This is a genomic window from Thermocatellispora tengchongensis (assembly GCF_014202315.1).
Classification (GTDB): domain Bacteria; phylum Actinomycetota; class Actinomycetes; order Streptosporangiales; family Streptosporangiaceae; genus Thermocatellispora; species Thermocatellispora tengchongensis.
This window is the reverse complement of the sequence record NZ_JACHGN010000042.1, coordinates 1-22,930: the sequence shown is the minus strand read 5'-3', so window position 1 is coordinate 22,930 and position 22,930 is coordinate 1. Positions and strand designations below refer to the sequence as shown.

Below are 22,930 nucleotides of genomic sequence, written 5' to 3'. Positions count from 1 at the left end.
GAGGGGTCAGGCGGCGGGCGCCTGGTGGTACACGGAGTGCCAGACCTCGGCCCGGATGCCGCTGAACTCGGGCGAGAGCCGCATCTCCTCGGTGCGCGGGTAGGGCAGGTCCACGTCCACGATCTTGTGGATGCGGCCGGGCCTCGCCGCCATCACCACCACGCGCCTGGCCAGGTAGACGGCCTCGTCCACGTCGTGGGTGATGAACATGACCGTGCGCCGCTCCTGGCTCCAGGTGTGCAGCAACTGGTCCTGCAACTGCACGCGGGTCAACGCGTCCAGCGCCCCGAACGGTTCGTCCATGAGCAGGACCCGCGGGTTCACCGCGTACGCCCGCGCGATGGCGCAGCGCTGCTTCATGCCGCCCGAGAGCATCTTGGGCAGCGCGTCGGCGAAGTCGGCGAGCCCGACCAGCTCGATCGCGCGCTCCGCCCGCGCCCTGCGCTCCTCGGGCGCGAGCCCGGCCAGCCGCAGCCCGAACTCGACGTTCTTGCGCACGGTCAGCCACGGGAACAGGGCGTACTGCTGGAAGATCACGCCGCGGTCGGGGCCGGGGCCGGTGACCGGGGCGCCGTCCACCAGCACCTCGCCGCCGGTGGGCTCGACGAGCCCGGCCGCCATGCTCATCAGCGTGCTCTTGCCGCAGCCCGACGGGCCGACGACGGTGACGAACTCCTCGTCCGCGATGTCCAGCGAGACGCGGTCGAGCGCGGTGAAGACGGTGTCCTTGAGCGGGTAGGTCTTGCTGATCTCGCGGAAAGAGATCTTGGCGGTGGTCATCGGCGCTCCTGCCAGCCGGTGAGGCGTCGCTCGGCGAGCAGCAGCAGCCGGTCCATGACCAGGCCGAGCACGCCGATCGCGATCAGCCCCACGAAGATCGTGGAGAGGTCGTAGTAGAGCTGGGCCTGCTGCATCCGGAAGCCGAGCCCCTCCTGGGCGGCGATCAGCTCGGCGGCGACGAGGGTCCCCCAGGCCGAGCCGAGCCCGATCCGCATCCCGACCAGGATGAACGGGGTGGACGCCGGGACCACCACCTTCAGGAAGATGGTCCGGTCGGACGCGCCGAGCACCCGGGCGGCGTTGATCAGCGTCTTGTCCACGTCCACCACGCCCTGGAAGGTGGACACGACGCTGGACAGGAACGCCGCCAGGAAGATCACGAACACCTTGGGCACCTCGCCGATGCCCATCAGCACGATCGCCAGCGGGATGATCGCCAGCGGCGGGATCGTGCGGAAGAACTGGATGTACGGTTCCAGCAGGCCGCGCGCGGTGGCGTACCAGCCCATCAGGAAGCCGACCGGGATGGCCAGCAGCGTGCCCAGCGCGAAGCCGACGAACACCCGGCGCAGGCTGGCCAGCACGTCGCCCAGCAGGGTGCCGTCGGCGATCAGCTCGCCGCCGCGGGCCGCGACCGTCAGCGGCCCCGGCAGGCCCTGCACGCCGACCGAGGCCAGCAGCGTCCACAGGCCCAGGCCGATCGCGACCGCGAGCAGGTTGAGCGCGATGGTACGGCGGGGTTTGCGGGCGGCGCGGCGCCCGTCGGGCCGCGCGGAGGTCTTCTGGGGTGATGCGGTGACCACGGTCATGGCTGCCTCAACTGATCGATGTGGTCGGGGATCTGCGGATACCTGGACAGCAGCGGTGACTCGTGCAGGACCAGGGCGATGCCCCCGAGGGCGCCGGCGACGTCGCCGAGGGTGCCGCGGCGCAGGCTGATCCGGTGTCGCGAGATCGGCAGGATGTGCGCGGTCAGGGTCCGCTCGATCGGGCCGAACAGGGCCGGGCCGGCCTCGGCCAGCTCGCCGCCGATCACGATCACGCTGGGCCCGATGGCGTTGCACAGCGCGGCGAGCACCGCGCCGACCTGGGCGCCGGCCTTGGCCAGTACGCCGAGCGCGGCCTCCTCGCCGGCGCCGGCCGCGGCGAGGAGGGCGGACACGTCGTCGGCCCGGCCGCCGGCGGCGCGGTAGGAGTCGAGCAGGCCCCTTATCGAGGCCACGGTCTCCAGGCATCCGGCGCCGCCGCAGTCGCAGGGCGCGCCGCCGGGCTCGACGGTGATGTGCCCGAACTCGCCCGACAGCCCGTACGCGCCGCGGTGCAGCGAGCCGTTCACCACCAGCCCGCCGCCGACGCCGTGGGACAGCCGTAGGTACAGCACGTCCTGCCCGCCCGCCGCCGCGCCCCAGATGGACTCGGCCAGCGCCGCGAGCCGGGTGTTGTTGTCCACCAGCACCGGCACGCCGAACCGCTTGACGAGCAGCTCGGGCAGCGCGTCCAGATGGCGGCCGTCCTCCTCGCCCTCCGGCTCGCCCACCGGGCCGACCACGCCGACCCCGATCGCCGACAGCGCGCCGAGCCGCAGCGAGCCGCCGGTGAGCGTGCCGACCAGCCGCTCGGCCAGCTCCACCCGGTCCTCCCAGGGGAGGTCGGCGGCGTGCGCCTCGCTGGCCGAGCCGACGATCTCGTGCGCGACGTTGACCGCGGCGACGTGCACCGCGCGCCGGGCGAAGTCGATGCCGATCGCCTGCCCGGCGTCCGGGTTGAGGGTGAGCGTCTCGGCCGGCCGGCCGCGCCCGCGCGGCGCCGCGTCCTCCTGGGCCGCGGTCACGACCGCGCCGCTGGCCATCAGCCCTGCGATGATGTCGTAGAGCGTGGTACGGGACAGGCCGCATCGTTTGCCCAGCTCGCCCCGGCTGAGCGGGCCGTGCTTGCGCAGCAGGTCGAGCACGAGGTCTTCGTGCCCGCGGCGGAGCTGCGCCAGGGGGCTACCGGATGGCTGCATAACGGAGAGTGTGCCGACGTCACGGGTTTTTCGTCAATAACCCGGAAAAAATATCTCACGGCGGGACGTCCCGGCCCGTGCGCGCCATCGCCGGAAGGACCGCCGTATGCCCGGCTCAGGTCCAGGGGGCCCGGGGGAGCACGGCGGTCACGACCAGGCCGCCGCCCTCGCGCGGGTGCGCCTTGATCGCGCCCCCGTGCGCGCGGGCCACCGACCGTACGATCGACAGGCCCAGGCCCGCGCTCTCGCCGGTGACCGTACGCTTGGCGCCCAGCCGCCGGAACGGCTCGAACAGCACCGGCACCTCGTACGGCGGCACCACCGGCCCGGAGTTGCTGACCTCCACCTCGACGTACCCGGGCTGCCCGGCGCGGCTGACGACGCGCACCCACCCGCCGCCGTCGTCCACGTTGTACCGGATGCCGTTCTCCACCAGGTTCTGCACCAGCCGTTCCAGCAGCATCGCGTCGCCGGCGGTCGGCGCCGGGCCCGTCGTCTCGTACACCGTGACCTTGGCCTTCTCGGCCTCCCAGGCCGTCTGCGCGACGACGTGCGTGACCACGTCGGCCAGATCGACCAGCGCCCGGTTGGCGATCTCGTGCTCGGTGCGGGCGAGCAGCAGCAGCCCCGAGATGAGCCGCTCGTGCCGGTCGTTGATCTGCAACAGGTTCTCGCCGAGCTGCTTGACGTCCGGCGAGGCCGACTTGCGGTGCATCGCCAGCTCGACCAGCGCCCGGTTCAGCGTCAGCGGCGTCCGCAGCTCGTGCGAGGCGTTGGCCACGAACCGCCGCTGCCCGTCGAAGGAGTGGTCCAGCCGTTCCAGCATGATGTCGAAGGTGTCGGCCAGCTCCTTGACCTCGTCGTCCGGCCCCCGCAGCGCGATCCGCTCGTGCAGGCCCTGGTCGGCGGCCGGGGCGGCGGCGATCCGGCGCGCGGTCGCGGTCACCAGCCGCAGCGGGGCGAGCATCCGGCCCGCGACCAGCCAGCCCAACCCGATCGCGAGCGCGCCGACCACCACCAGCGCGATGGCCCCCTGGGTCAGCAGCGAGGTCGTGGCCGCGTCGCGCAGCATGTCGCTCTGCTCCTCGGCCTGCCGGCGCACGACATCGGCGTTCATCGGGCCGCCGGTCACCGTCATCAGCACCTTGCGCCCGCCGAGCTGCGCCCGGACCAGCAGGTACGTGACCGCGAGCAGGAGCACCCCGGCGAGCAGGAACAGCCCGCCGTACACGAGGGTGAGCCGGACCTGGAGCCCGGAGCGCGGGCGCGGGCCCGCCGGCGTGGGCAGGTTCATCCGATCCGGTACCCCACGCCCGGCACCGTCTCCACGACCGGCGGGTCGCCGAGCTTGCGGCGCAGCTTGAGTATGGTCAGGCGCACCACGCCGGTGAACGGGTCGGCGTTCTCGTCCCACGCCTTCTCCAGCAGGGCCTCGGAGGAGACCACGGCGCCGTCGGCCCGCATCAGCTCGGCCAGCACCGCGAACTCCTTCTTCGACAGCGGCACGTACCGGCCGTCGCGGTACACCTCGCGGCGCGCCGGGTCCAGCGTGATCCCCGCCCTGCGCAGCACCGGCGGCGTGGCCGGGCGGGCGCGGCGGCCCAGCGCGTGCACCCGCGCGGCCAGCTCGGCGAACGCGAACGGCTTGGTCAGATAGTCGTCGGCCCCCAGCGACAGCCCGGTCACCCGGTCGTCGATCTGCGCGGCGGCGGTCAGCATCAGCACCCGGGCCGTCGAGTCCGACTCCACCAGCTCCCGGCACACGTCGTCGCCGTGCACCAGCGGCAGATCCCGGTCGAGCACGATCACGTCGTAGTCGTTGACCGCGATGCGCTCCAGCGCCGCCTCCCCGTCGAGCGCGACGTCCACCGCGTGGGTCTCCTCACGCAGCCACTCGGCGATCGCGTCGGCGAGCATGTGCTCGTCCTCCACCACCAGCACCCGCATGGCACCAGCCCTTCCGTTCTTCCGCTCAGGCAGATGGTGCCAAGAGCCGTGTTGACTCGCTGTTAGCGTCCCCCGCCGCCCGGCGGAAACAGGGGGGACAGGCGGAAACAGGGGGGAAACGGCCCACCCGGTTGCATCGTCCCCTGGACGGCCGGGCGTGGGACCCGGCCACGGATCGAGGAGACGATCATGCGGGGACGAGTTGTGGGCGTGGTGGCCGCGGCGGTGCTCACGCTGGCGCTCGCCGGCTGCGGAGGTGAGGCCGAGGGGGGCGGCGACGTCGCGTCCGTCAACGGCGCCGGCACGGCGAGCACGTCCGCCAGCGCCGCCCCCAACGCCGACGCCAAGCACGAGATGGCGCTGAAGTTCGCCCAGTGCATGCGCGAGAACGGCGTCCAGGTGGACGACCCCCAGCCGGGCCAGGGCGTCAGGATCATGGCGAGGAACCTGCCCCAGGGCACCATGGAGAAGGCTCAGGAGGCGTGCAAGGAGTTCGCGGAGGGGGCCGGGATCGGCCAGAACGCGAACCCGCAGCAGGCCGAGAACATGCGCAAGTTCGCCCAGTGCATGCGCGACAACGGCGTCGAGGCGTTCCCCGACCCCGAGGGGGCGGGCATCCGCATCACGCCGGAGGTCGGCGAGGACCCCGACTTCGAGGCCGCGCAGCAGAAGTGCGCCGAGCAGTACCTGCCCCAGGCGGGCCAGGGAGGCTCCTGATGGGAGCAGCCCCCGCCCGAGACACCCTCGACGACGTGGCCGCCGCGCCCCCGCGGCGGCGCGGCGGGGGACGGGGCCGTACGGTCGCCGTCGTGGTGGCGGTGGCGGCGGTCGCCGCCGCCGCGGCCGTGTACGCCACGGGGACCTTCGACGACGGCGCCCCGCAGCAGACCGCCAGCGCCCTGCCGCCCGCGACCGCGCAGATCAAGCGGGAGACGCTGCGCGACACCAGGGAGGAGGACGGCACGCTCGGCTACGGCCCCACCACCACGGCCGCCAGCAGGCAGCAGGGCACGGTGACCTGGCTGCCCGACAGCGGGCAGCAGGTCTCCCGGGGCGAGTCCCTGTACCGGATCGACGCCAGGCCGGTCACGCTCATGTACGGCACCACGCCGGCGTACCGCAGGCTCGCCCCCGGCATGGAGGGCCGCGACGTCGAGCAGCTCGAACGCAACCTCAAGGCGCTCGGCTACGACGGCTTCACCGTGGACGACGAGTACACCGACGGCACCGCGGACGCGGTGCTGGACTGGCAGGACGACCGCAACCTGCCGGAGACCGGCGTCGTCGAGCTGGGCCAGGTGGTCTTCGCCCCGGACAAGGTCAGGGTGGAGACGCTGGAGACCGAGGTCGGGCAGCCGACCGCGCCGGGGCAGAAGGTGCTCACCTACACCGGCACCGAGAAGGTGGTCACCGTGCAGCTCGACTCCGAGGACCAGCGGATGGCCCGCGAGGGCGCCAAGGTCACGGTCACGCTGCCCGACGGGAAGGACGTCAAGGGCGAGGTCACCGAGACCGCCACCGTCATCGTGCCCGGCGACGGCCAGAACGCCGAGCCCGAGACCAAGGTGGAGTCGCTGATCGAGCTGTCCGGCGCCGGCAAGGAGACCCGGGGCCTGGACCAGGCGGCCGTGGACGTCACCTTCACCGCCTCCCAGCGCAAGGACGTGCTCACGGTCCCGATCGCCGCGCTGGTGGCGCTGCGCGAGGGCGGCTTCGGCCTCCAGGTCGTCGAGGGCTCCGCCACCAGGTACGTCGCGGTGGAGACCGGCCTGTTCACCGAGGGCCGGGTCGAGGTCTCGGGCGAGGGCCTGAGCGAGGGCATGACCGTGGGGATGCCGCAATGACGCACCCGATGATCTCGCTGCGGAACGTCAGCCGCACCTACCCCGGCGGGGTCACCGCCCTGGCCGGGGTGTCGCTCGACATCGCCCACGGCGAGCTGGTCGCGATCGTCGGCCCCTCCGGCTCGGGCAAGTCCACCATGCTCAACACGATCGGGACGCTGGACCGCCCGACCGGCGGCACCGTGCGCATCGACGGCTACGACGTGGCCGAGCTGTCCGACAGCCAGCTCTCGGCGCTGCGCGCCACCCGGATCGGGTTCGTCTTCCAGCACTTCCATCTCGCCGCCAAGGTCCCGGCCGTGGACAACGTGGCCGACGGCCTGCTCTACACCGGCATGCGCAAGGCCGAACGCCGCCGCCGGGCCGCAGCCGCGCTCAAGCGGGTCGGGCTCGGCCACCGCCTGGACCACGAGCCGCACGAGCTGTCGGGCGGCGAGCGGCAGCGCGTGGCCATCGCCCGCGCCGTGGCCGGCGAGCCGCCGCTGGTGCTGGCCGACGAGCCCACGGGCGCGCTGGACTCGGCGTCGGGCGCCGGGGTGATGGAACTGCTGCGGGAGCTGAACGCCGCCGGCACCACCATCGTGATCATCACGCACGACCGGGAGATCGCGGCCGGCCTGCCCCGCCAGGTGCACATGCGCGACGGCCGCATCACCGCCGACAGCGCCGCGCCGCGGGAACTGGCCTCGGAGGCGGCGAGATGAGCGCGCACGACGCCCTGCCCCGCCTGGCCGCCGCCCGGATGCACTTCACCGACGTCGTGTCGGTCGGCGGCGTCGGCCTGCGCACGCGTCCGCTGCGCGCCTTCCTGTCGGCGCTCGGCATCGCCATCGGCATCGCCGCCATGGTCGCGGTGGTCGGCATCTCGTCCTCCTCCAGCGCCGGCCTGGACCGTACGCTCTCGGCACTGGGCACCAACCTGCTCACCGTCTCCGCCGGAACCACGCTGCTGGGGGAGGAGGCGAAGATGCCCTTCGAGGCCGAGTCGATGATCGAGCGCATCGGGCCGGTCGAGGCCGTCTCGGCGGTGGCCAAGGTCGCCGCCGCCAAGGTGTACCGGTCGGAGCAGATCCCCGAGCAGCAGACCGGGGGCATGACCACGTACGCCGCCCGCCTGGACCTGCTGCCCGTCGTCGGCGCCACCGTACGCAGCGGCGCCTGGCTGAACGCCGCCACCGAGAACTACCCCGCCGTCGTGCTCGGCGCGACGGCGGCCCGGCGGCTCGGCATCGGGGCCGCGTCCCCGGACGCCCAGGTCGTCATCGGCGGCGTCCGGTTCACCGTGGTCGGCATCCTGAACCCGGTGCCGCTGGCCGAGGAACTGGACAGCGGCGCGCTGGTCGGCTGGCCGGTCGCGCAGTCGCGCCTGGACTTCGACGGCCACCCCACCGTGCTCTACACCCGCGCCGAGGAACCCCGCCTGGAGTCCGTACGCTCGGTGCTGGCCGGCACCGCCAACCCGCAGGCCCCCAACGAGGTGGACGTCTCCCGCCCCTCCGACGTGCTGACCGCCAAGCAGGCCACCAGCCAGGCGTTCACCGGCCTGCTGCTCGGCGTCGGCGGCGTCGCCCTGATCGTGGGCGGCGTCGGCGTGGCGAACACCATGGTCATCTCGGTCCTGGAACGCCGCCCCGAGATCGGCCTGCGCCGCTCCCTGGGCGCCACCCGCGGCCAGATCCGCACCCAGTTCCTGGCCGAGTCGCTGCTGCTGTCGGCCATGGGCGGCGCGGGCGGCGTCCTGATCGGCAGCGGCGTCACCGTCGGCTACGCCCTGGCCCAGGACCTGCCCCCGGTCATCCCCGGCTGGGCGGTGGCCGGCGGCCTGCTCGCCACGCTGGTCATCGGCGCGGTCGCGGGCCTGTACCCGGCGATCCGGGCCAGCCGCCTGTCGCCGACGGAGGCCCTGGCCACCCCGTGACGCCCCGACCCGGCCCGCCGCGCCCGCCCGGCCGCGGTGCCGGCCCCCCGAGAGCGGCCGCCCTCGGGGGCTCGGTACCGTGGGTCGTGCTCACCCGGCCCTTGGGACGTGCCGTGTACGCGATGCGGTACGACATCCCCCTGCCGGCCGAGGAACCGGGCGACCGCTACCAGGTCCGGCGCCTCTCCCGCCCGCACATCGACGCGCTACCTCGGGGAATCTGACGAAGCCCGGCGGGGCCTGCGCGCGTACGCCTCGATCTCGATCTTCATCCGGGGGTCGGCGAGCCCGCACACCATCATGGTCGCCGCCGGCCGGACCTCCCCGAAGTGGCGACGCAGCGTGGGCCAGCACGGCTCGAAGTCCTCCCGGTCGGGCAGCAGGTAGCGCACCCGTACGATGTCGGCCAGCGAGCACCCCGCCTCCGCCAGCGCCGCCGCCACGTTGCGCAGGCACTGCTCGGCCTGCTCCACCACGTCGTCGGAGATCGTCATCGTCGCGTAGTCGAACCCGGTCGTCCCCGAGACGTGCACCCAGTCGCCGTCCACCACCGCTCGGGCGTACCCGATCTGCTCCTCGAAGACGGACCCGCTCAAAATCGCACGCCGCTCACTCACGCTGGGCACTTTAGGCTAGTAAGAGGGTTTCCGCGAGAAGACGGGCTCCACGCTGGTGCGGTCGTCGGCCGTCAGCAGCCGGCGTACGTTGCGGCCCGACAGATCGACCACCTGCACCACGCTCATGCCGTCCTCCTTCGTGGCCGCCCAGCAATACAGGTGGTTCTCGTCGTACCAGCCCAGGATGTGCGCGCAGTCGGTCTGCACCCGCCGCACCTGCGCCCCGCTGCGGGAGTCCCACAGGCACAGCAGGTACGGCGGCCCGTCGGGGCACGTCGTGACGAACCTCGACCCTGAGGGCGAGAACGGGTCGGTGTCGAGCTCGATGTCCCCGACGCCGGGGAGATCGCGCACCAGCTCCCCGCTGGGGGAGTAGAACCGCAGCGTGCCGCCCTCCACCGATTCCAGCGTGGTGACCACCTGGTCGGCGCCGGTGGCCCGGCCGCCCCAGTTGTAGCCGGTGAAGCGGACCCGGCTCTCGTCGATCCGCACCACCCGGGCGTCGGTGTCGCCCACGGTGACGATGGCGTACCCGCGGTTCACCCAGTTGCCCTCGCTGATCTCCTCGCTGATGCTCAGCAGCAACCGGGAACTGTCGCGCGACCAGCCCTCGATCTCCGAGACCAGCGGCTTGCGCACCGTCTTGATCGTGGTGACCTTGTCGCCGTAGACATCCCGGTCCACGATCTCGACGCCGTCGTAGCCGTCCTTGTCGTAGTTCTTCGGCACCCTGGCCAGCAGGTCGCCCGACGGCGAGGTGACGGCGTCCAGGTAGCTCGCGTGCTTCTCGAAGCCGCCGTCGTACAGGCCGGTGCGCGCGTACGGCACCAGCTCCTTCTCGCCGGAGTCCCACACCCGGTACGCGGTGAGGATGATCGGATCGCCCGGGTGCTCGTAGAGCACGACGTCGCCCTCGCCGGCCAGCGGCCGCATGGTCAGCCCCCCGGTCGGCACCGCGGCCACGGCGCTGGGCGTCGCGTCGGCACCGGCCCGAGCACCCCCGCCGTCCCCCCGGTTCACCAGCGCCACGACCAGGACCACCGCCAGCACGGCCGCCAGCACCCCACCCCCGGCCAGCGGCACCACACGCCGCCTGCCACGACCCGCACCGGCATCCCCAGGGACGGAGGCCACCGACCGGACATCGGCCGTGACCTCCCCCGCCAGGTCCCCCCCACCGGCAGGCCCGCCGTCGTCCGCCGACGTGTGGTCTTCCCCCACCCGTGAGGAGGTCCCCGCCGCGGCGGCGCCCTCCAGCAGCACCCTCGGCCCCGGCACCTCGTGCCGCAGCAGCCCGAGGATCACCTCCTCCGCCGTGGGCCGCTCGTCCGGGTCCTTGGCCAGGCACGCCTCGACCAGCTCGCGCAGCCGTCCGTCGAGCCGCGACAGGTGCTCCGGCTCGCCGTTGAGCACCCGGTTCAGCACCGCGGGCAGCGAGTCGCTGCCGAACGCCGCCTTGCCGGTGGCGGCGTAGATCATGGTCCCGGCCCAGGCGAACATGTCGGCCGCGGGCCCGGCCTTCTGCCCGAGGAACTGCTCCGGCGCCATGTACGCCGGAGTGCCCACCGGCGCCGAGCTCAGCGTGGAGGTCGCGTCCAGCGCCCGGCTGATGCCGAAGTCGATCACCCGCGGCCCGTCGCGGGCGAGCAGCACGTTGGCCGGCTTGAAGTCCCGATGCACGATCCCCGCCTGGTGGATCGCCGCCAGCGCCGTCGCGGTGCCGATGGCCAGCCGGTGCAGCGCCACCCCGTCGCGCGGCCCCTCCTCCGCCACCACCGCCTGCAACGAGGGCCCGTCGACGTACTCGCTCACGATGTACGGCCGATCCTGCTCGATCCCCATGGCCAGCACCCGCGCCGTGCAGAACGCCGCGACCCGCTGCGCGGTGGCCGCCTCGCGCAGGAAGCGCTCCATCACGACCTGATCCCCGGACAGGTCGGGCCGCAGCCACTTGACCGCCACCAACTCCCCGTCCGCGCCGGCGCCCAGGTAGACGACCCCCTGTCCCCCGTGCCCCAGCCGCCCGCGCAACTCATAACCGCCCAGACGTAAGGGGTCCCCCTGCCTCAACTCGGCGTAAGTCGGCATGGTGAAGATTCTGCCTCTTACTCCCGGGCCGGGGGCCAGGTGACGGCCGCGAACACCACCGAGCACGCCAGGAACCCCGCCGAGATCGCCGCCAGCCCGCTCCAGAACGACCCCAGCGACCCGCCGAGATCGATCCCGATCCCCGCCGCCACCAGCACCCCGGCCACCACCCCGAGGCCCAGCCCACCCCGCCACCGCCGCGGCCGGTGCGCCACGGCCGCCACCATCGGCAGAATCAGCGGGAACAACGCGATGGCCCACCCCGTCCTTGGCTCCCCGAACACCGCGATCCGCACCGCCGACACCAGCGCCGCCACCCCGATCGCGGCCACCGTCCACACCACCAGCTTGACCGGCCCGTACCCCCGCGAGGTCGCCTCGCCCTCGTAACCCCCCAGCCCGAACAACCAGAAGGACACGAACTCCCCGACGACATCCCCCAACCCCGCCCGCCAGTCGCGCGCCTCCTCCTCAGGCTCCATCGCACTCCTCCCGTCGCCGGCAATCACCCTAACCCGCGCCGGACCTCACCGATCGAACCCCGCGATCCACTGTGCCGCTGCCGCCCCCGCATCCCGCCCCACCGGCCGGTGCCGCGAAGGATGCAGCGGCAGACCGATGGCATAAGGCCGCGCCGGGCGGTCGTGTGGGTGGATGATTGAGCGGCGCCGTACCACCGTACGAACACGAAATGGAGCGGTTGTTGCGGACCTATTTCGAGCCGGACGAGGACGAGGAGTTCGAGGCGGCCAAGGATCTGCTGGTCCGGCGGTGTCTGGACTGGGCCGGTGAGCGCGGTCTGCCCGCCGACGGGCTGGTGCTGGCGGCGGCGCTGGACTCGCGTCATCGCAGTCGTGACGGGCGGCTGGCCTTCTGGAACGCCGAGCAGGTGCGGCGGTTCCTGCTGGAGTGGATCCCGCAGTACGTCGTCGCGCCCCGGGACGTGCTCGATGCCGCGCCGCGGAGCCTGGTGACGCTGCTGCGCTATCTCGCCGCGACGGGGCTGCGCGATCCCCGCGGCGCCAGCGTGGAGGAACTGTCGGCGGTCGTGGGCGAGACCGTGGCGGAGTATCCGGCGGCGCTGGACGATCCGGCTCGGCAGGGCATCGCGAAGTTCTGGGCGCAGACGGCGCTGGACAGCGGGGTCGATCTCACCAGGCCCAAGGAGCTGGCCCGGTTCCAGCGCGACCTGGACGCGGGGCGGGTGGCGTACGACGCCGACGCGCTTGACGCGGTGGTGGAGGCCCGGTTCGTCGGCGCGGGGCCGGATGAGGAGCGGGCGTATCCGCAGCCGCCCATCACCTTGCCGCCCGCGGCCGAGCTCGCCGAAGCGGCGGGGCGGAGCGAGATCGTACGGCGGCTCGTGGCCCTGGCCGAGTGGGCGGGTGCCGACGGGCGGGCGCTCACCGGCACCGGGAACCTGCGCCTGGCCGACGCCCGCGAGCTGGCCGAGCTGCTCGGCACCGGTGAGCAGGACCTGAAGGTGCGCAGCGCGGCGGAGATGCGCCGGGTGAACCTCATGGTCACGTGGGCGAAGAACGCGCGGCTTGTCCGGGTGAGCAAGGGCCGGCTGCTCCGGGTGGCGAAGGCCGCCCCGCTCCTGCGCGATCCGGAACGCCTGTGGATTCGGGCGTTCGAGGTCTTCTTCGACCTGGGCGCCGCGATCGGAGCGCCCGCTTCGGGGTGGGATGTCCAGTCCGTCCTGGTCGAGCTGTTCGACGAGGTGATGCCGGACGTGCTCAACAGCGCGTACGGCCTGCCGGGCTGGGTGCCGGTGGTCCGGTTGCAGGAGTCGGTCTGGCTCGCCTGCCAGGAGTACTTCCGCATCGGGGCCGGCATGGACCACAGCGACCGGGAGCAGGCGGACGAGGACCTCGTCGCCGCGCTGGAGGTGCTGGCCGAACTCGGCGCGGTGGAGCTGAGCCACGGCGTCGCCGACGCGCTGTATTCGAGCGACCTCGGCGACCTCGACCCGGACGAGCAGCCGCTGCCCTACGAGGCGCGCGCCCGTCTCCTCGAACGCCTCGCCGAGCCGGGCCTGCTCGTCCGGCTGACGCCGCTGGGCATGCGCGCCGTACGCGACCGCATGCTCGCCGACGGCCGCGACGCTCCGCTCGTCGGCGAACTGGCCGACGCCGCCCCGGCCGAGCTGCTCGGCGTGCTCGCCCAGCACTATCCGGAGGACGAGGCGGCGGCCGAGCTCGACGGCTGGCTGGCCGCCCACGGCGGCGACGCCGGGCCGCTGCTGGACGCCGTACGCGCCTGCCCGTTCCGCACCCGCGCGAGCGCCATGCTCGGCGTCCTGACGGAGGCGCGGCCCGGCGAGGCCCTGTCCCTGCTCCGGGACCTGCGCGGTGACCGCGTGCTGGGGCCCCTGGCCCTGATCGCGCTGTTGAACGCAGAAGAACTCCAGCAGGACGACCTGACCGCCGAGGAACAGGTGCTGGTGATGACCGAAGGTCTGCTCGGCCTGCTGGAACTGGCCGGTCCGGAGGAGGTCATCTCGCAGATCACCACGACGGCGGGGCCCAACGCGCCGCAGATCGTCGAGGCGATGCTGGAGTCCGGCCATCCGGCTGAGGTGAGCATGGCGGAGCTGCGCAGACTCGTGGCCGAGCGCCTGCGGGCCCGTCCGCACCGCTTCCGCCACATGAGCGCCGGCTCACGGGGCCGCCGGAGCGGACGGCGAAGGCGACCCTGAAGCGTCCAGTTCGATCACGGCGAACGCACCCGCCGAGGCCGTCGCGATGCCCAGCCCGATGGCCAGGCCCGAGGCCAGCGCGTAGTAGTCCAGAAGGTGGGCGCTCCAGGCGTAGAACGGCGTCATGATCGAGTAGAAGCAGAGGACTCCCGTGGCCAGGCCGACGGCCCAGGTGCGGAACCGGGCCCGGCCGAGTGTCGCACCATGGATCATGAAGAATCCGGCGACGGGCACCAGCACCAGGCCGAGGCCCAGGGCGAACGGGTTGAACGGGATGAAGAGTTCGTTCCTGATCTCGTAGAACGACCAGACCGCCGTCCACGCCAGCACCGACCCGATGAAGAAGGTCCGCCTGCGCACGCCGCATCCCACCGCCAGCAGCGCCGCCGCCAGGGCGCCCAGCACCGCCGCCCTGGGCACGTAGTCCGGGTACACGCCGGGCGCCGTCAGCGACACCGCGCTCGCGGCCTCGAACCCGGCCCCGTTCACACCGAGCCGCTGCCAGGAGCCCGCGATGTCTCGTACGGCGATGCCGTCCGCGCCGTTGGCCACGACCACGATGTGCCCGCCGGAGATCTCCCGCACCGCGATCCCCAGCGACTCGACGGGCTGGGCGTCCTGCTCGCGATCGGCGGCGTGGGCTCTGGCCAGCCGGTCCTGAGCAGCGAGGGAGACCTCCCACGCCGTCACCCACCGGCCGTTCCGCGACTCCTCGACCGCGAGCCTCCCGGGCACGATCCGGTAGCAGTGGCCGGGCACGCAGGCCGACCGCTTCGCCGTGGCGGGCGTCCGCTCGGACCTGCGCGACCAGGACTTCCCCGCGTCGGCCGAGGTGTGGCTCATCAGAAGTCCGCCTTGCCGCACGGCCACGACGAACTCACCGTCGATCACGTCCACGGCATAGGCGCTCTGCGGTATGTGGTAGCCCGGGGCGGTCGCCGCGACGGCGACCACCGTGACCGGGATCACCACCGCGACCCGCGCCAGCCGCTCGGCCCGAGGGGCGGGATGCCGCCAGGTCCACCAGGCGGCGTACAGGGCGGGCAGGGCGATGAGGTCGGTGGGGTCGGCCAGGACCTGCGACGGCCCCCAGACGAGCGTCCAGGCGTGGGAGGCAATCGTGGCACCGGTGGCGGTGGTCTTGACCAGCGTGAACACCACGCCGACCAGCAGGATGGACGCGGCCGGGCGGCGTACCAGCAGGCCGAGCAGGGGCGGGGCGACGATCATGCCGGCGACGTCGCTGAGCTTGCCGGTCACCACGCCCGGCCACAGCCACTTGAGCAGATGGTCGTTGAGCAGCAGGACCAGCGCGGCGCCGATGGTGAGGGGATGCCCGAGCCACGCCAGGGCCGAATGCCTCATGCCAGACATGATGGGGCCGGCGTGGCGCGTGATCCACGTTCGTGACCGATCCGCCGCCTAACCGGCCGCCGCGTCTCCACGTCCGCTGAAGCGGCGGTAGCTCCAGTCCACCAGCGGTTGCAGGACGGACATCAGCTCCTCGCCCTCGGGGGAGAGCGCGTATCGGATCTGCACCGGCGTGCTGGGGATCACGGTGCGCGAGATCAGCCCTTCTGCCTCCAGCTCCCGCAGGCGCTGGGCGAGCAGCCGGTCGGAGATCCCGGGCACCGAGAGCCGGTACTCGCCGAACCGGCGGGCGCCGCGCATGCCGGCGAGCAGGATCGCCCCCGTCCACCGGCGGCCGACGAGTTCGAGCGCGCCCTGGAAGCTGCGGCAGCTCGGCTCGTGGATGGTCAGGCGATCAGGTGCGGGAATGCGGGGCTGTGCTCTGGTGCTCACTTACCCGAGATTAGTAACTAATCCGGCGTTTGCCAAAACCCGCGCACATGCGGAGGCTGAATCCGTGACTGATTACGGACACCCCATCACCTTCGGCCTGAGCCTCGATCCCGACGTGGACCGGCTCGCCGAGACCAGGCGGCTGGCACAGGCCGCCTCTGACCACGGCCTGGACCATCTCGCCGTCCAGGACCACGCCTACCAGCCCGGCCACCTGGACGCCTGGACCCTGATCACCCATCTCGCCGCGGAGACCGAGCGCATCTCCTTCCTCACCGACGTCGCCGACCTGCAACTACGCCCGCCGACCATGCTGGCCAAGGCCGCCGCGTCCCTCGGCGTGCTCACCGGCGGCCGGATCGTGCTCGGGCTCGGCGGCGGGGCCTTCGCCGACGCCATCGCCGGCATGGGCGGCGTCCGGCGCGACGGCCCCGCGATGGTCGCCTTCACCGAGGAGGCGCTGCACGTCATGCGTGCCGCCCTGTCCGGCGGCCCCGTACGGCTGCTCAGCGACCGGCACCGGATCGAGGGGTACGCCGCCGGCCCCGTGCCGCCGTCCCCGATCCCGCTGTGGCTCGGCAGCCAGGGCCCGCGCATGCTCGCCGTCACCGGCCGCGCCGGCGACGGCTGGATCTCCCCGCTCAACATCTACGTCCGCCCGGACGAGGTCCCGGGCAAGCAGAAACTCATCGACGACGCCGCCCGCTCGGCCGGGCGCGACCCGGCGTCGATCCGCCGGATCTACAACGTGATCGGCACGATCGGGAACGTACGCGGCGGCCCGGGTCTGGCCGGCGACGTGCGCGTGTGGACCGACACGCTCACCTCGTGGGCGGTCGAGCTGGGCTTCGACACATTCATCTTCTGGCCGGTCACCGCGCATCAAGCGCAACTGGACGTCTTCGCCGCCGAAGTCGTCCCGGCCGTACGCGAGCGCGTCAGCGAGATCAGAGGGCAGCGATGACCACCTTGACGGCACAGATCGTCACTCCAGAGGACCAGCGGTACCGCCTGCTGAGGTCCACCTACACCACCGTGGGCAAGCCCGCGGCCGTCATACTGCCCCGCGACACCGCCGAGGTGGTGGCCGCACTGCGCTACGCCCGCGAGCAGGGCCTGCCGTTATCCGTCCGCAGCGGCGGGCACGGCCTGTCCGGACGCTCGACCAACAACGGCGGCGTGGTCATCGACCTGTCCGCCATGAACAAGGTCGAGGTGCTCGACCGCCAGGCCCGTCTCGTCCGGGTCGAGGCCGGCGCCCGCTGGGCCCAGGTCGCCCAGGCCCTCGCCCCGCACGGCCTGGCCATCAGCTCCGGCGACCACGGCAACGTCGGCGTCGGCGGCCTGGCCACCGGCGGCGGCGTCGGCTGGCTGGTCCGCCACTACGGGCTCACCATCGACCACATCCGAGCCGCCGACGTCGTCCTGGCAGACGGGACCGTCGTACGCGCCGACCCCTCCTTGCTGTGGCTGATCCGAGGCGCCGGGGCCGGGGCCGGCATCGTGGTGGCGTTCGAGATCGAGGCGATCGAACTGCGCGATGTCGGCTACGCGCAGATCGCCGTCCAGCTCGACCGTGACGGCGACGCGCTGCGCCAATGGGCCGACTACATGGCCACCGCGCCACGCGAACTGTCCACGGCCGTGACCTTGATGCCGTACGGGTCATCGCCGGCGGCGTCGATCACAGCCGTGGTCGCCGACGACAGCGAGCGCCGGATACGGGCCGCGATCGAACCACTGCTGGGTCTCGGGAACGGCGTGCTCGACAGCCACGCGCAGATCGTCCCGTACCCCGCCCTGGTCTCCACCGCGCACCTGCACCCCAACATCGGCCAGCAGCCCAACACGACAACGAACGGCCTGCTCACGACCATGACCGCCACCGACGCCGCCGCCATCGCGGCGATGGCCAACGGGCCGGTCCTGGTCCAGATGCGCTCGCTGGGCGGGGCGGTCAACGACGTGCCGGCATCCGAGACGGCGTACGCGCACCGGCACCAGGGCACCCTGGTCATCGCCTCGGTCTTCCCACCGAGGAGAGCCGAGAGGCTCGACAAGGCTTGGCGCGAACTCGCGGGGCGGGTGGACGGGGCATACGTCAACTTCGAAAGCCGCCCGGACGCCGACGCGTTCACCCGCATCTACCCCGGCGAGACGGGGGACCGGGTCAGTCGGCTATGGAAGCAGTACGACCCGGAGGGGATCTTCTCACCCATGTGGACGCCCTGACCATCAGGCATGGTCCCTCACAAGAGCGCGCTTCGCGCGATGGGTTCGGGGCTGTGTTCATCGGGGCTCCCGCCCCGAACCCCAAGCACGAGGGGCAAGCCCCTCGTGGCTCCCCGCTGGCGCCCGAACGTACAACGCTTACCTGGCCGGGAGCCCGCGCAACCCTCACTCTCTTGATGACCGGACCATCGGGATGGAGGATTCAGTAGCTGTCGCTCCAGCGATACCAAGGACCCTGGATGTGCTCAAACGACGAAGCCACCGACGGGTTCGAGTCATCGACCGGCACGTGCTCAGGGCTCCAGACGTAGCCGTAGGGGTCCACGCCGGGCCCATTCTCGCCCACCTTGAAATAGACCCGGTCGCCCTCTCGATAGATCGCCTGAAACTCGACCTCCCCGACCTCCTGCGGCCGAGTCGTTGCGCCGTCGTCCGATCCGGCCGTCCGGGCCACCTGCTCCATCTCGGCGAAGGAGCGCACGATGCGTTGATCCTCGCTGTGCCCGCAGGACGTTGACAATGCCAGTGCGACGCAGGCGACCAGTTTCCTCACGCCTCGATTGTCCCGTCTCAAGAGGTGCCCGCGGCGCCACTCCAGAACATCGCGCAGCGCGAGGAACATCGTGGGACGTCGCCTGCGGTCCAGTGGGCGGGCCCGACCGCAGGTGACAACCGCATCCAGATGCGAAGCAGGAACTCGAAGCCGCTAGCCTAACGGTTGATCTTGGTCAACCCCCTTCGACCCGAGCTCCTCATCCGGCAATCAGACCCTTCCGCAGGTCATGCGAGCGACCTGCAGCTTCAGATTGGAAGCGCTCACCCACTCGTAACATCAAAAATAAGCCTTTTCAACGAAAGTCTGTCTCGTTTCGGCCATACCAATACAGACTTCGGAGATCTCCTAAATGCGAGTCCTGGAGATCCCCGGGAAAGAGTCACTGTGATCAGTCTCGCCCGTCCCTGGAAGATGGCTGGTGAGCGTGGTACAAGTCATGGTGAATACTTGTACCTGTGTTCGCCTCGTACGTTTCTAGCGCTGTTCCGGAAGCCGACGCGAAAGGTTGTTCCGGGTAATGATCGCACTAAGAGCTTCTGGTGCTTCACCCCGCCGGCATGGCCGTAGAGATTCGGTCGCACTGCACATTCTGATAAAACTGTCCGTACCGGCGACATTGGGATTCTTTGCCAACTTGGTGGCGAATACGGTCTCCGACGGGCAAAAACTAGCATCGGTGCCCGGTCGTCTGGGCTGGTGGAATCTCCTACTGCCTTTAGGGGTTGGCTTGCTCATCTTCGACCTCATGAACGATATTTTGACCCAGCGCGCGGCCGCCGCCGCCGAGCGCAATGCCCATTTGGAGTCCCTGAAGCGGCTCAAGGAGAACAACAGGCAGATCATCTCGTCGCTCTTACAAATGATCGGCAGGAGTCCGCGACGGGGTAATGTCAACGTGCATCTCTTCTACGCCGACGTTCTTGATGGTCGAAGGGTGCTACGCAAAGATCGCCAAGTATATTACGAGTGCGAGGATCTTCCACATAATTATTCTCTCGATGTAGCGGACCCGGACACTGACGAGCTGGTCATATGCGAATCCTTCAGGAGTGATGAGATCGTCTATGAAGAGCTTCCGGCGACGCACCCCGAGCGTTATAACGCCAGAATCAAGAACAAGGTGGACCCACAGATCACGTGGGTTCTTGCCATTCCAATGCATCGTGAGAATGATGCGCCGGTGGGAGTTCTGTGCGCTTTCGGCAACAAGCGGGTGCTGGCGGACGCGGCTGTTCGTAGGAGCTTTCAGAGCTTGGCGGTAGGTGTGACGGACGTCATCGTCCGTCTCAAGGCGATAGAGGAGGAAGAAGAAAGGGCGACCGGGCGTGTATGACATACATCCGAGCGCATGGGCGATGACCGAGGCGATAAAAATCGCCGAACGGGCGGAGTCGTCGGGGAACTATCGAATCGGTGCCATAATTTTGGACAGTCGAATGGAGGTCATCGGATCGGCCTTTACTGAACTGCACTCACAGCCCGATCCGACCGCACACGCCGAAATACTCGCCCTTCGGCGTGCCTGCGCCGGCGTGAACAGCAGATACTTGCCCGATTGCTTTCTGTACACCACCTTGGAACCATGCCCCATGTGCACATCCGCCGCTATATGGGCAAAGCTCGAAGGCATCGTTTACGGGGCAACCCTAGAGGATGCCGCCGACTTCGCGCGTAGGTCCGGTCCGGGTTTCTCGTGGCGACAGATCAACGTAAAAGCGTCCTACGTGGTGGCCCGTGGCACGCCCACGCTCAGGCTTCATGAAGAATTCATGCGCGAAGAATGCCTCAACTTGGTCTCCCCCTAGCCCGTTCCGATGTACGAGCCATATGACTACGTTGTGACCTCGGGCGGCATACTGGGATCGTTCCGAGCCTATACGGAAAGCGGAGACATAGCTTTTCGGCCCATCTACCGGCGTTCCGGCGACAGATGGACCAAGTTGACACCACCTACAGCAGCGGCTCTACCTGGGCGCAGGCATCTTCTGCTCGACCGAGATTGTGCACTGGTACGAGAGGAAGAGGTGACGCTTGTGGCCTCATGGAGGTGCCACTCAGTGAGCACATCTAGGTCCGACCATCCTGCTGCTCTACGCGGCTTGATGTCCGAGTTGCGGTCCCGAGGGGCCGGCGTCTACCTCTACGGGTCGCGTCTGCTCGGGTGGCGGTCGGCCGGCTCTGACTGGGACTTCATCGTCGATCATCAGGGTGACCTCGCCGAACTGCTGAAAGGCTGCCAGGCCCGTCCCGGAACCTTTCTAGGATCGCGGGAGATCTCTAGTATCGCCGATTCGTATGAGGTCAACACGATCGGCTCGGTCAGTAGGGAGGATGTTCTTCAGATACTCGGTAGAAGCTGGTGCGCGCTGAGTATCGATGGGGCAGTGGTCGACTTCTTCCTCGCCGGCACCGGAACGAGAATTCCGGACATACGGCTGGATCGTTTCCCTCTGACCGATTGTGCGGGTGTGATCGAACCTAGTCTCGGGTCGAGCTTCCGTATGCCTCGCAGGGTACGTATACGTACCTCCACCATGCGGATAGTCAACCTTCATCACGTCTCCTGGATATTATGCGGGCTTGAACGAATGGCTGGATCCAGGGTGACGCTGCGGAATGTTCTAGTACGGGGTCCTTCTGATGTCTGGCTGAGCCCTTGGGTGTCCCAGCTGTCCCTTGACGTGTAGGGGTTGTGGTCGCTCATGGCACGCCACTTCAGCACCCACCGTATCGTTTGCTGGCGCCTCTCTCGCTACTGCAATCGAGCATGTCCATTCTGTCTGTCCACCAGCGGTCCGCGTATCAAGCATCCGGGACACGATCCGTTCATGGTGGCGAATCGTTTGCTTGAGCTAGGAGTGGAAAAGATCTCCTACTCTGGTGGCGAGCCCTTCGAGTATCCACTCTTCTCCCGTCTGGTGAGCCATGTCAGCGGACTCGGCATGCTCCAGCTCGTCACAACCAACGGGGATAGGCTGTCCACAGGCGTCCCCGACTGGGTCAAGTCGTTCGAATACATCAAACTCTCGTTCTATGGACCACGTCCCGTGCACGACCGCTTGATGGGAAGAGGGAACTACGATCAGCAGCTATCGTTGGCCGGCCGGCTCATCAGTGCCCACAATGTCACGGTCGGCGCCAACTACATGCTGTCAACGGAATCTGTGCATCATGTCCGGGAGTTCCTAGCCGACATGGCCGTGATCGGCTTCAACGACGTACTGTTTCAAACCTATATCTACAACCGACGTACGCATGTCGACAGCAGGTTCGCGCTTCACGATACGAAGCAAGTGATTGCGGGTTTGAGAGACGCAGTGTCCGGCTACGCCAATCGCCTGCCGGGAGGAATGAAGGCTCATGATTACTCTCAGCGGCATTGGTACATCGTGCTCGATGACTTGGGGCGGCTCACCCTTCCATCGAGTGCGACGGAGCCGGATTTCATCATGGGCCGGGTGACCGACGACGTGCTCCAGGTCGAACCCGAGGTGCGTACTTCGGCGAGGTCGGCACTCGAAACGATCTGGAAACGACGTTACGAGACGGATGCGATCGTGGATCTTTCATAATCTGTTGCTCGCAACCGTCTCGCCGGCCGGCCTGCACCGGCCGAGTTCACCTCGGCGAGGAACGGGGAGCGGGTCAGTCGGCTGTGGAAGCAGTACGCCCCGGAAAGGATCTTCTCGGCGATATGGACGTTGTGATCACCACGGCCGACCCTGCCAAGGCCGTGACCGCGCCCAAGCCGATGGCCAGCTCCGTGGCCACCGAGTAGTAGTCCAGGTGGCCCGCGCTCCACGCGTAGAACGGCGTCATGACCGAGTAATAGACGGCGATGGCGGTGGCCAGGGCTATACCGGACACCCGCAGCTTGACCTCGCCCAAGATGGCGCTTGCGATCATGATGCTCACCCCCGCGAACACCAGGACCAAGGCGAGCAGTAGAGCGTACGGGTCGAACAGGATCGGTGTGTTCACCCCTTGGTAGTACGACCGGACCCCCAGCCACACCAAGGCCGCAGCGAGGATGAAGCGGAGCTTGCGCACCCCGCATCCGAGCGCCACGAGCCCTGCCGCGACGGCCGCCAACACCGCCGCCTGAGGAACGTCGTCGGGGTATCGCCCAGGCGCTGCAAGTGACACCGCACTCGCGGCGTTGAACCCGGCCATGGTCAACCCCAGCCGAGCCCAGGCGCCCGAGGCGTCCCACACCACGATCCCGTCCGCCCCGTTGGCGACGATGACGACGTCCTCGCCCTGGACCGCGATCCCCAGCGACGCGACGGGTTCAGTGGTCGTGGCCTTCTCGATGATGTGCGCCCTGACAAGCCGGTCCTGGTCGAGCAATGATCGAAATCTGTGGATCTGACGGGAAGGGGTGTACCTTTCCCGAATCATCTGATCATGGTTTCGAGATAGGCCGACGTTGCCGCGTC

General features: G+C 69.9%; 22 protein-coding genes. 10 read left to right on the top strand and 12 right to left on the bottom strand.

The window, feature by feature from the left end; genetic code table 11:
* Positions 1 to 6: 6 nt before the first annotated feature.
* From HNP84_RS49835 to HNP84_RS49815, 5 genes are all read right to left on the bottom strand, one after another.
* Positions 7 to 780, bottom strand: a complete 774-nt coding sequence (locus HNP84_RS49835) for an ABC transporter ATP-binding protein (protein ID WP_185057186.1) — start codon at positions 778 to 780, stop codon at positions 7 to 9.
* Positions 777 to 1,589 carry an ABC transporter permease gene (locus tag HNP84_RS49830; protein WP_185057185.1) on the bottom strand — a complete coding sequence of 271 codons (813 nt, stop codon included), beginning with the start codon at positions 1,587 to 1,589 and terminating at the stop codon, positions 777 to 779. Before HNP84_RS49830 ends, HNP84_RS49835 begins: the two co-directional genes overlap by 4 nt.
* Positions 1,586 to 2,785: an ROK family transcriptional regulator gene (locus tag HNP84_RS49825; protein ID WP_185057184.1), complete on the bottom strand. Its 1,200-nt coding sequence runs from the start codon at positions 2,783 to 2,785 to the stop codon at positions 1,586 to 1,588. Before HNP84_RS49825 ends, HNP84_RS49830 begins: the two co-directional genes overlap by 4 nt.
* A 115-nt stretch (positions 2,786 to 2,900) precedes the next feature.
* On the bottom strand, positions 2,901 to 4,079 hold the full coding sequence (locus HNP84_RS49820) for a sensor histidine kinase (protein ID WP_185057183.1): 1,179 nt from the start codon (positions 4,077 to 4,079) through the stop codon (positions 2,901 to 2,903).
* Positions 4,076 to 4,732, bottom strand: a complete 657-nt coding sequence (locus HNP84_RS49815; protein WP_185057182.1) for a response regulator transcription factor — start codon at positions 4,730 to 4,732, stop codon at positions 4,076 to 4,078. Before HNP84_RS49815 ends, HNP84_RS49820 begins: the two co-directional genes overlap by 4 nt.
* A gap of 189 nt (positions 4,733 to 4,921) precedes the next feature.
* Here HNP84_RS49815 and HNP84_RS49810 point away from each other — a divergent pair, with 189 nt between their 5' ends.
* From HNP84_RS49810 to HNP84_RS49795, 4 genes are read left to right on the top strand one after another with little or no spacing between them, the layout of a single operon-like run.
* Positions 4,922 to 5,449, top strand: a complete 528-nt coding sequence (locus HNP84_RS49810) for a hypothetical protein (RefSeq protein ID WP_185057181.1) — start codon at positions 4,922 to 4,924, stop codon at positions 5,447 to 5,449.
* Positions 5,449 to 6,576 (top strand): peptidoglycan-binding protein, encoded by a 1,128-nt coding sequence (locus tag HNP84_RS49805; RefSeq protein ID WP_185057180.1) that lies wholly within the window; start codon positions 5,449 to 5,451, stop codon positions 6,574 to 6,576. The genes HNP84_RS49810 and HNP84_RS49805 overlap by 1 nt, the downstream gene beginning before the upstream one ends.
* A complete protein-coding gene (locus tag HNP84_RS49800) occupies positions 6,573 to 7,280 on the top strand; it encodes an ABC transporter ATP-binding protein (RefSeq protein WP_281396533.1) in 708 nt (235 codons plus the stop codon). Before HNP84_RS49805 ends, HNP84_RS49800 begins: the two co-directional genes overlap by 4 nt.
* Positions 7,277 to 8,494, top strand: coding sequence for an ABC transporter permease (locus HNP84_RS49795; protein ID WP_246519630.1), 1,218 nt, complete (start codon positions 7,277 to 7,279; stop codon positions 8,492 to 8,494). Before HNP84_RS49800 ends, HNP84_RS49795 begins: the two co-directional genes overlap by 4 nt.
* Before the next feature lie 206 nt (positions 8,495 to 8,700).
* On the opposite strand, the gene HNP84_RS49790 is transcribed toward HNP84_RS49795, so the two are convergent.
* The 3 genes from HNP84_RS49790 to HNP84_RS49780 are packed head-to-tail and all read right to left on the bottom strand — an operon-like array spanning position 8,701 to position 11,681.
* Positions 8,701 to 9,111 carry a RidA family protein gene (locus tag HNP84_RS49790; protein ID WP_185057179.1) on the bottom strand — a complete coding sequence of 137 codons (411 nt, stop codon included), beginning with the start codon at positions 9,109 to 9,111 and terminating at the stop codon, positions 8,701 to 8,703.
* A 15-nt stretch (positions 9,112 to 9,126) separates the two neighbouring features.
* A complete protein-coding gene (locus HNP84_RS49785) occupies positions 9,127 to 11,199 on the bottom strand; it encodes a serine/threonine protein kinase (RefSeq protein ID WP_185057178.1) in 2,073 nt (690 codons plus the stop codon).
* Positions 11,200 to 11,216: 17 nt separating this feature from the next.
* A complete protein-coding gene (locus tag HNP84_RS49780; protein WP_185057177.1) occupies positions 11,217 to 11,681 on the bottom strand; it encodes a hypothetical protein in 465 nt (154 codons plus the stop codon).
* Between the two features lie 221 nt (positions 11,682 to 11,902).
* On the opposite strand from HNP84_RS49780, the gene HNP84_RS49775 reads away from it, so the two are divergent.
* Positions 11,903 to 13,900, top strand: coding sequence for an amino acid adenylation domain-containing protein (locus tag HNP84_RS49775; protein WP_246519629.1), 1,998 nt, complete (start codon positions 11,903 to 11,905; stop codon positions 13,898 to 13,900).
* Here the strand turns inward: HNP84_RS49775 and HNP84_RS49770 are convergent.
* The gene (locus HNP84_RS49770) at positions 13,862 to 15,265 is read right to left on the bottom strand and encodes a hypothetical protein (RefSeq protein ID WP_185057176.1); all 1,404 of its coding nucleotides are present in this window, start codon (positions 15,263 to 15,265) and stop codon (positions 13,862 to 13,864) included. The genes HNP84_RS49775 and HNP84_RS49770 overlap by 39 nt on opposite strands.
* Positions 15,266 to 15,322: 57 nt before the next feature.
* Positions 15,323 to 15,703: a winged helix-turn-helix transcriptional regulator gene (locus tag HNP84_RS49765; RefSeq protein ID WP_312927448.1), complete on the bottom strand. Its 381-nt coding sequence runs from the start codon at positions 15,701 to 15,703 to the stop codon at positions 15,323 to 15,325.
* 64 nt (positions 15,704 to 15,767) lie between these two features.
* On the opposite strand from HNP84_RS49765, the gene HNP84_RS49760 reads away from it, so the two are divergent.
* Together HNP84_RS49760 and HNP84_RS49755 are read left to right on the top strand one after the other, a co-directional pair.
* Complete coding sequence (locus HNP84_RS49760) at positions 15,768 to 16,667, top strand: LLM class flavin-dependent oxidoreductase (protein WP_185057175.1); 900 nt, start codon at positions 15,768 to 15,770, stop codon at positions 16,665 to 16,667.
* Positions 16,664 to 17,935 (top strand): FAD-binding oxidoreductase, encoded by a 1,272-nt coding sequence (locus tag HNP84_RS49755; RefSeq protein WP_185057174.1) that lies wholly within the window; start codon positions 16,664 to 16,666, stop codon positions 17,933 to 17,935. The genes HNP84_RS49760 and HNP84_RS49755 overlap by 4 nt, the downstream gene beginning before the upstream one ends.
* A 202-nt stretch (positions 17,936 to 18,137) precedes the next feature.
* On the opposite strand, the gene HNP84_RS49750 is transcribed toward HNP84_RS49755, so the two are convergent.
* Positions 18,138 to 18,488: a hypothetical protein gene (locus tag HNP84_RS49750; RefSeq protein WP_185057173.1), complete on the bottom strand. Its 351-nt coding sequence runs from the start codon at positions 18,486 to 18,488 to the stop codon at positions 18,138 to 18,140.
* 520 nt (positions 18,489 to 19,008) lie between these two features.
* Between HNP84_RS49750 and HNP84_RS49745 the strand changes: the two genes are divergently transcribed.
* From HNP84_RS49745 to HNP84_RS49735, 3 genes are all read left to right on the top strand, one after another.
* On the top strand, positions 19,009 to 19,824 hold the full coding sequence (locus HNP84_RS49745; protein WP_185057172.1) for a hypothetical protein: 816 nt from the start codon (positions 19,009 to 19,011) through the stop codon (positions 19,822 to 19,824).
* A 22-nt stretch (positions 19,825 to 19,846) separates the two neighbouring features.
* The gene (locus HNP84_RS49740; protein WP_185057171.1) at positions 19,847 to 20,296 is read left to right on the top strand and encodes a nucleoside deaminase; all 450 of its coding nucleotides are present in this window, start codon (positions 19,847 to 19,849) and stop codon (positions 20,294 to 20,296) included.
* 897 nt (positions 20,297 to 21,193) lie between these two features.
* Complete coding sequence (locus tag HNP84_RS49735; RefSeq protein WP_185057170.1) at positions 21,194 to 22,063, top strand: radical SAM protein; 870 nt, start codon at positions 21,194 to 21,196, stop codon at positions 22,061 to 22,063.
* Between the two features lie 73 nt (positions 22,064 to 22,136).
* On the opposite strand, the gene HNP84_RS49730 is transcribed toward HNP84_RS49735, so the two are convergent.
* The coding region (locus HNP84_RS49730) for a hypothetical protein (protein ID WP_221337744.1) at positions 22,137 to 22,930 on the bottom strand (794 nt) is incomplete at its 5' end.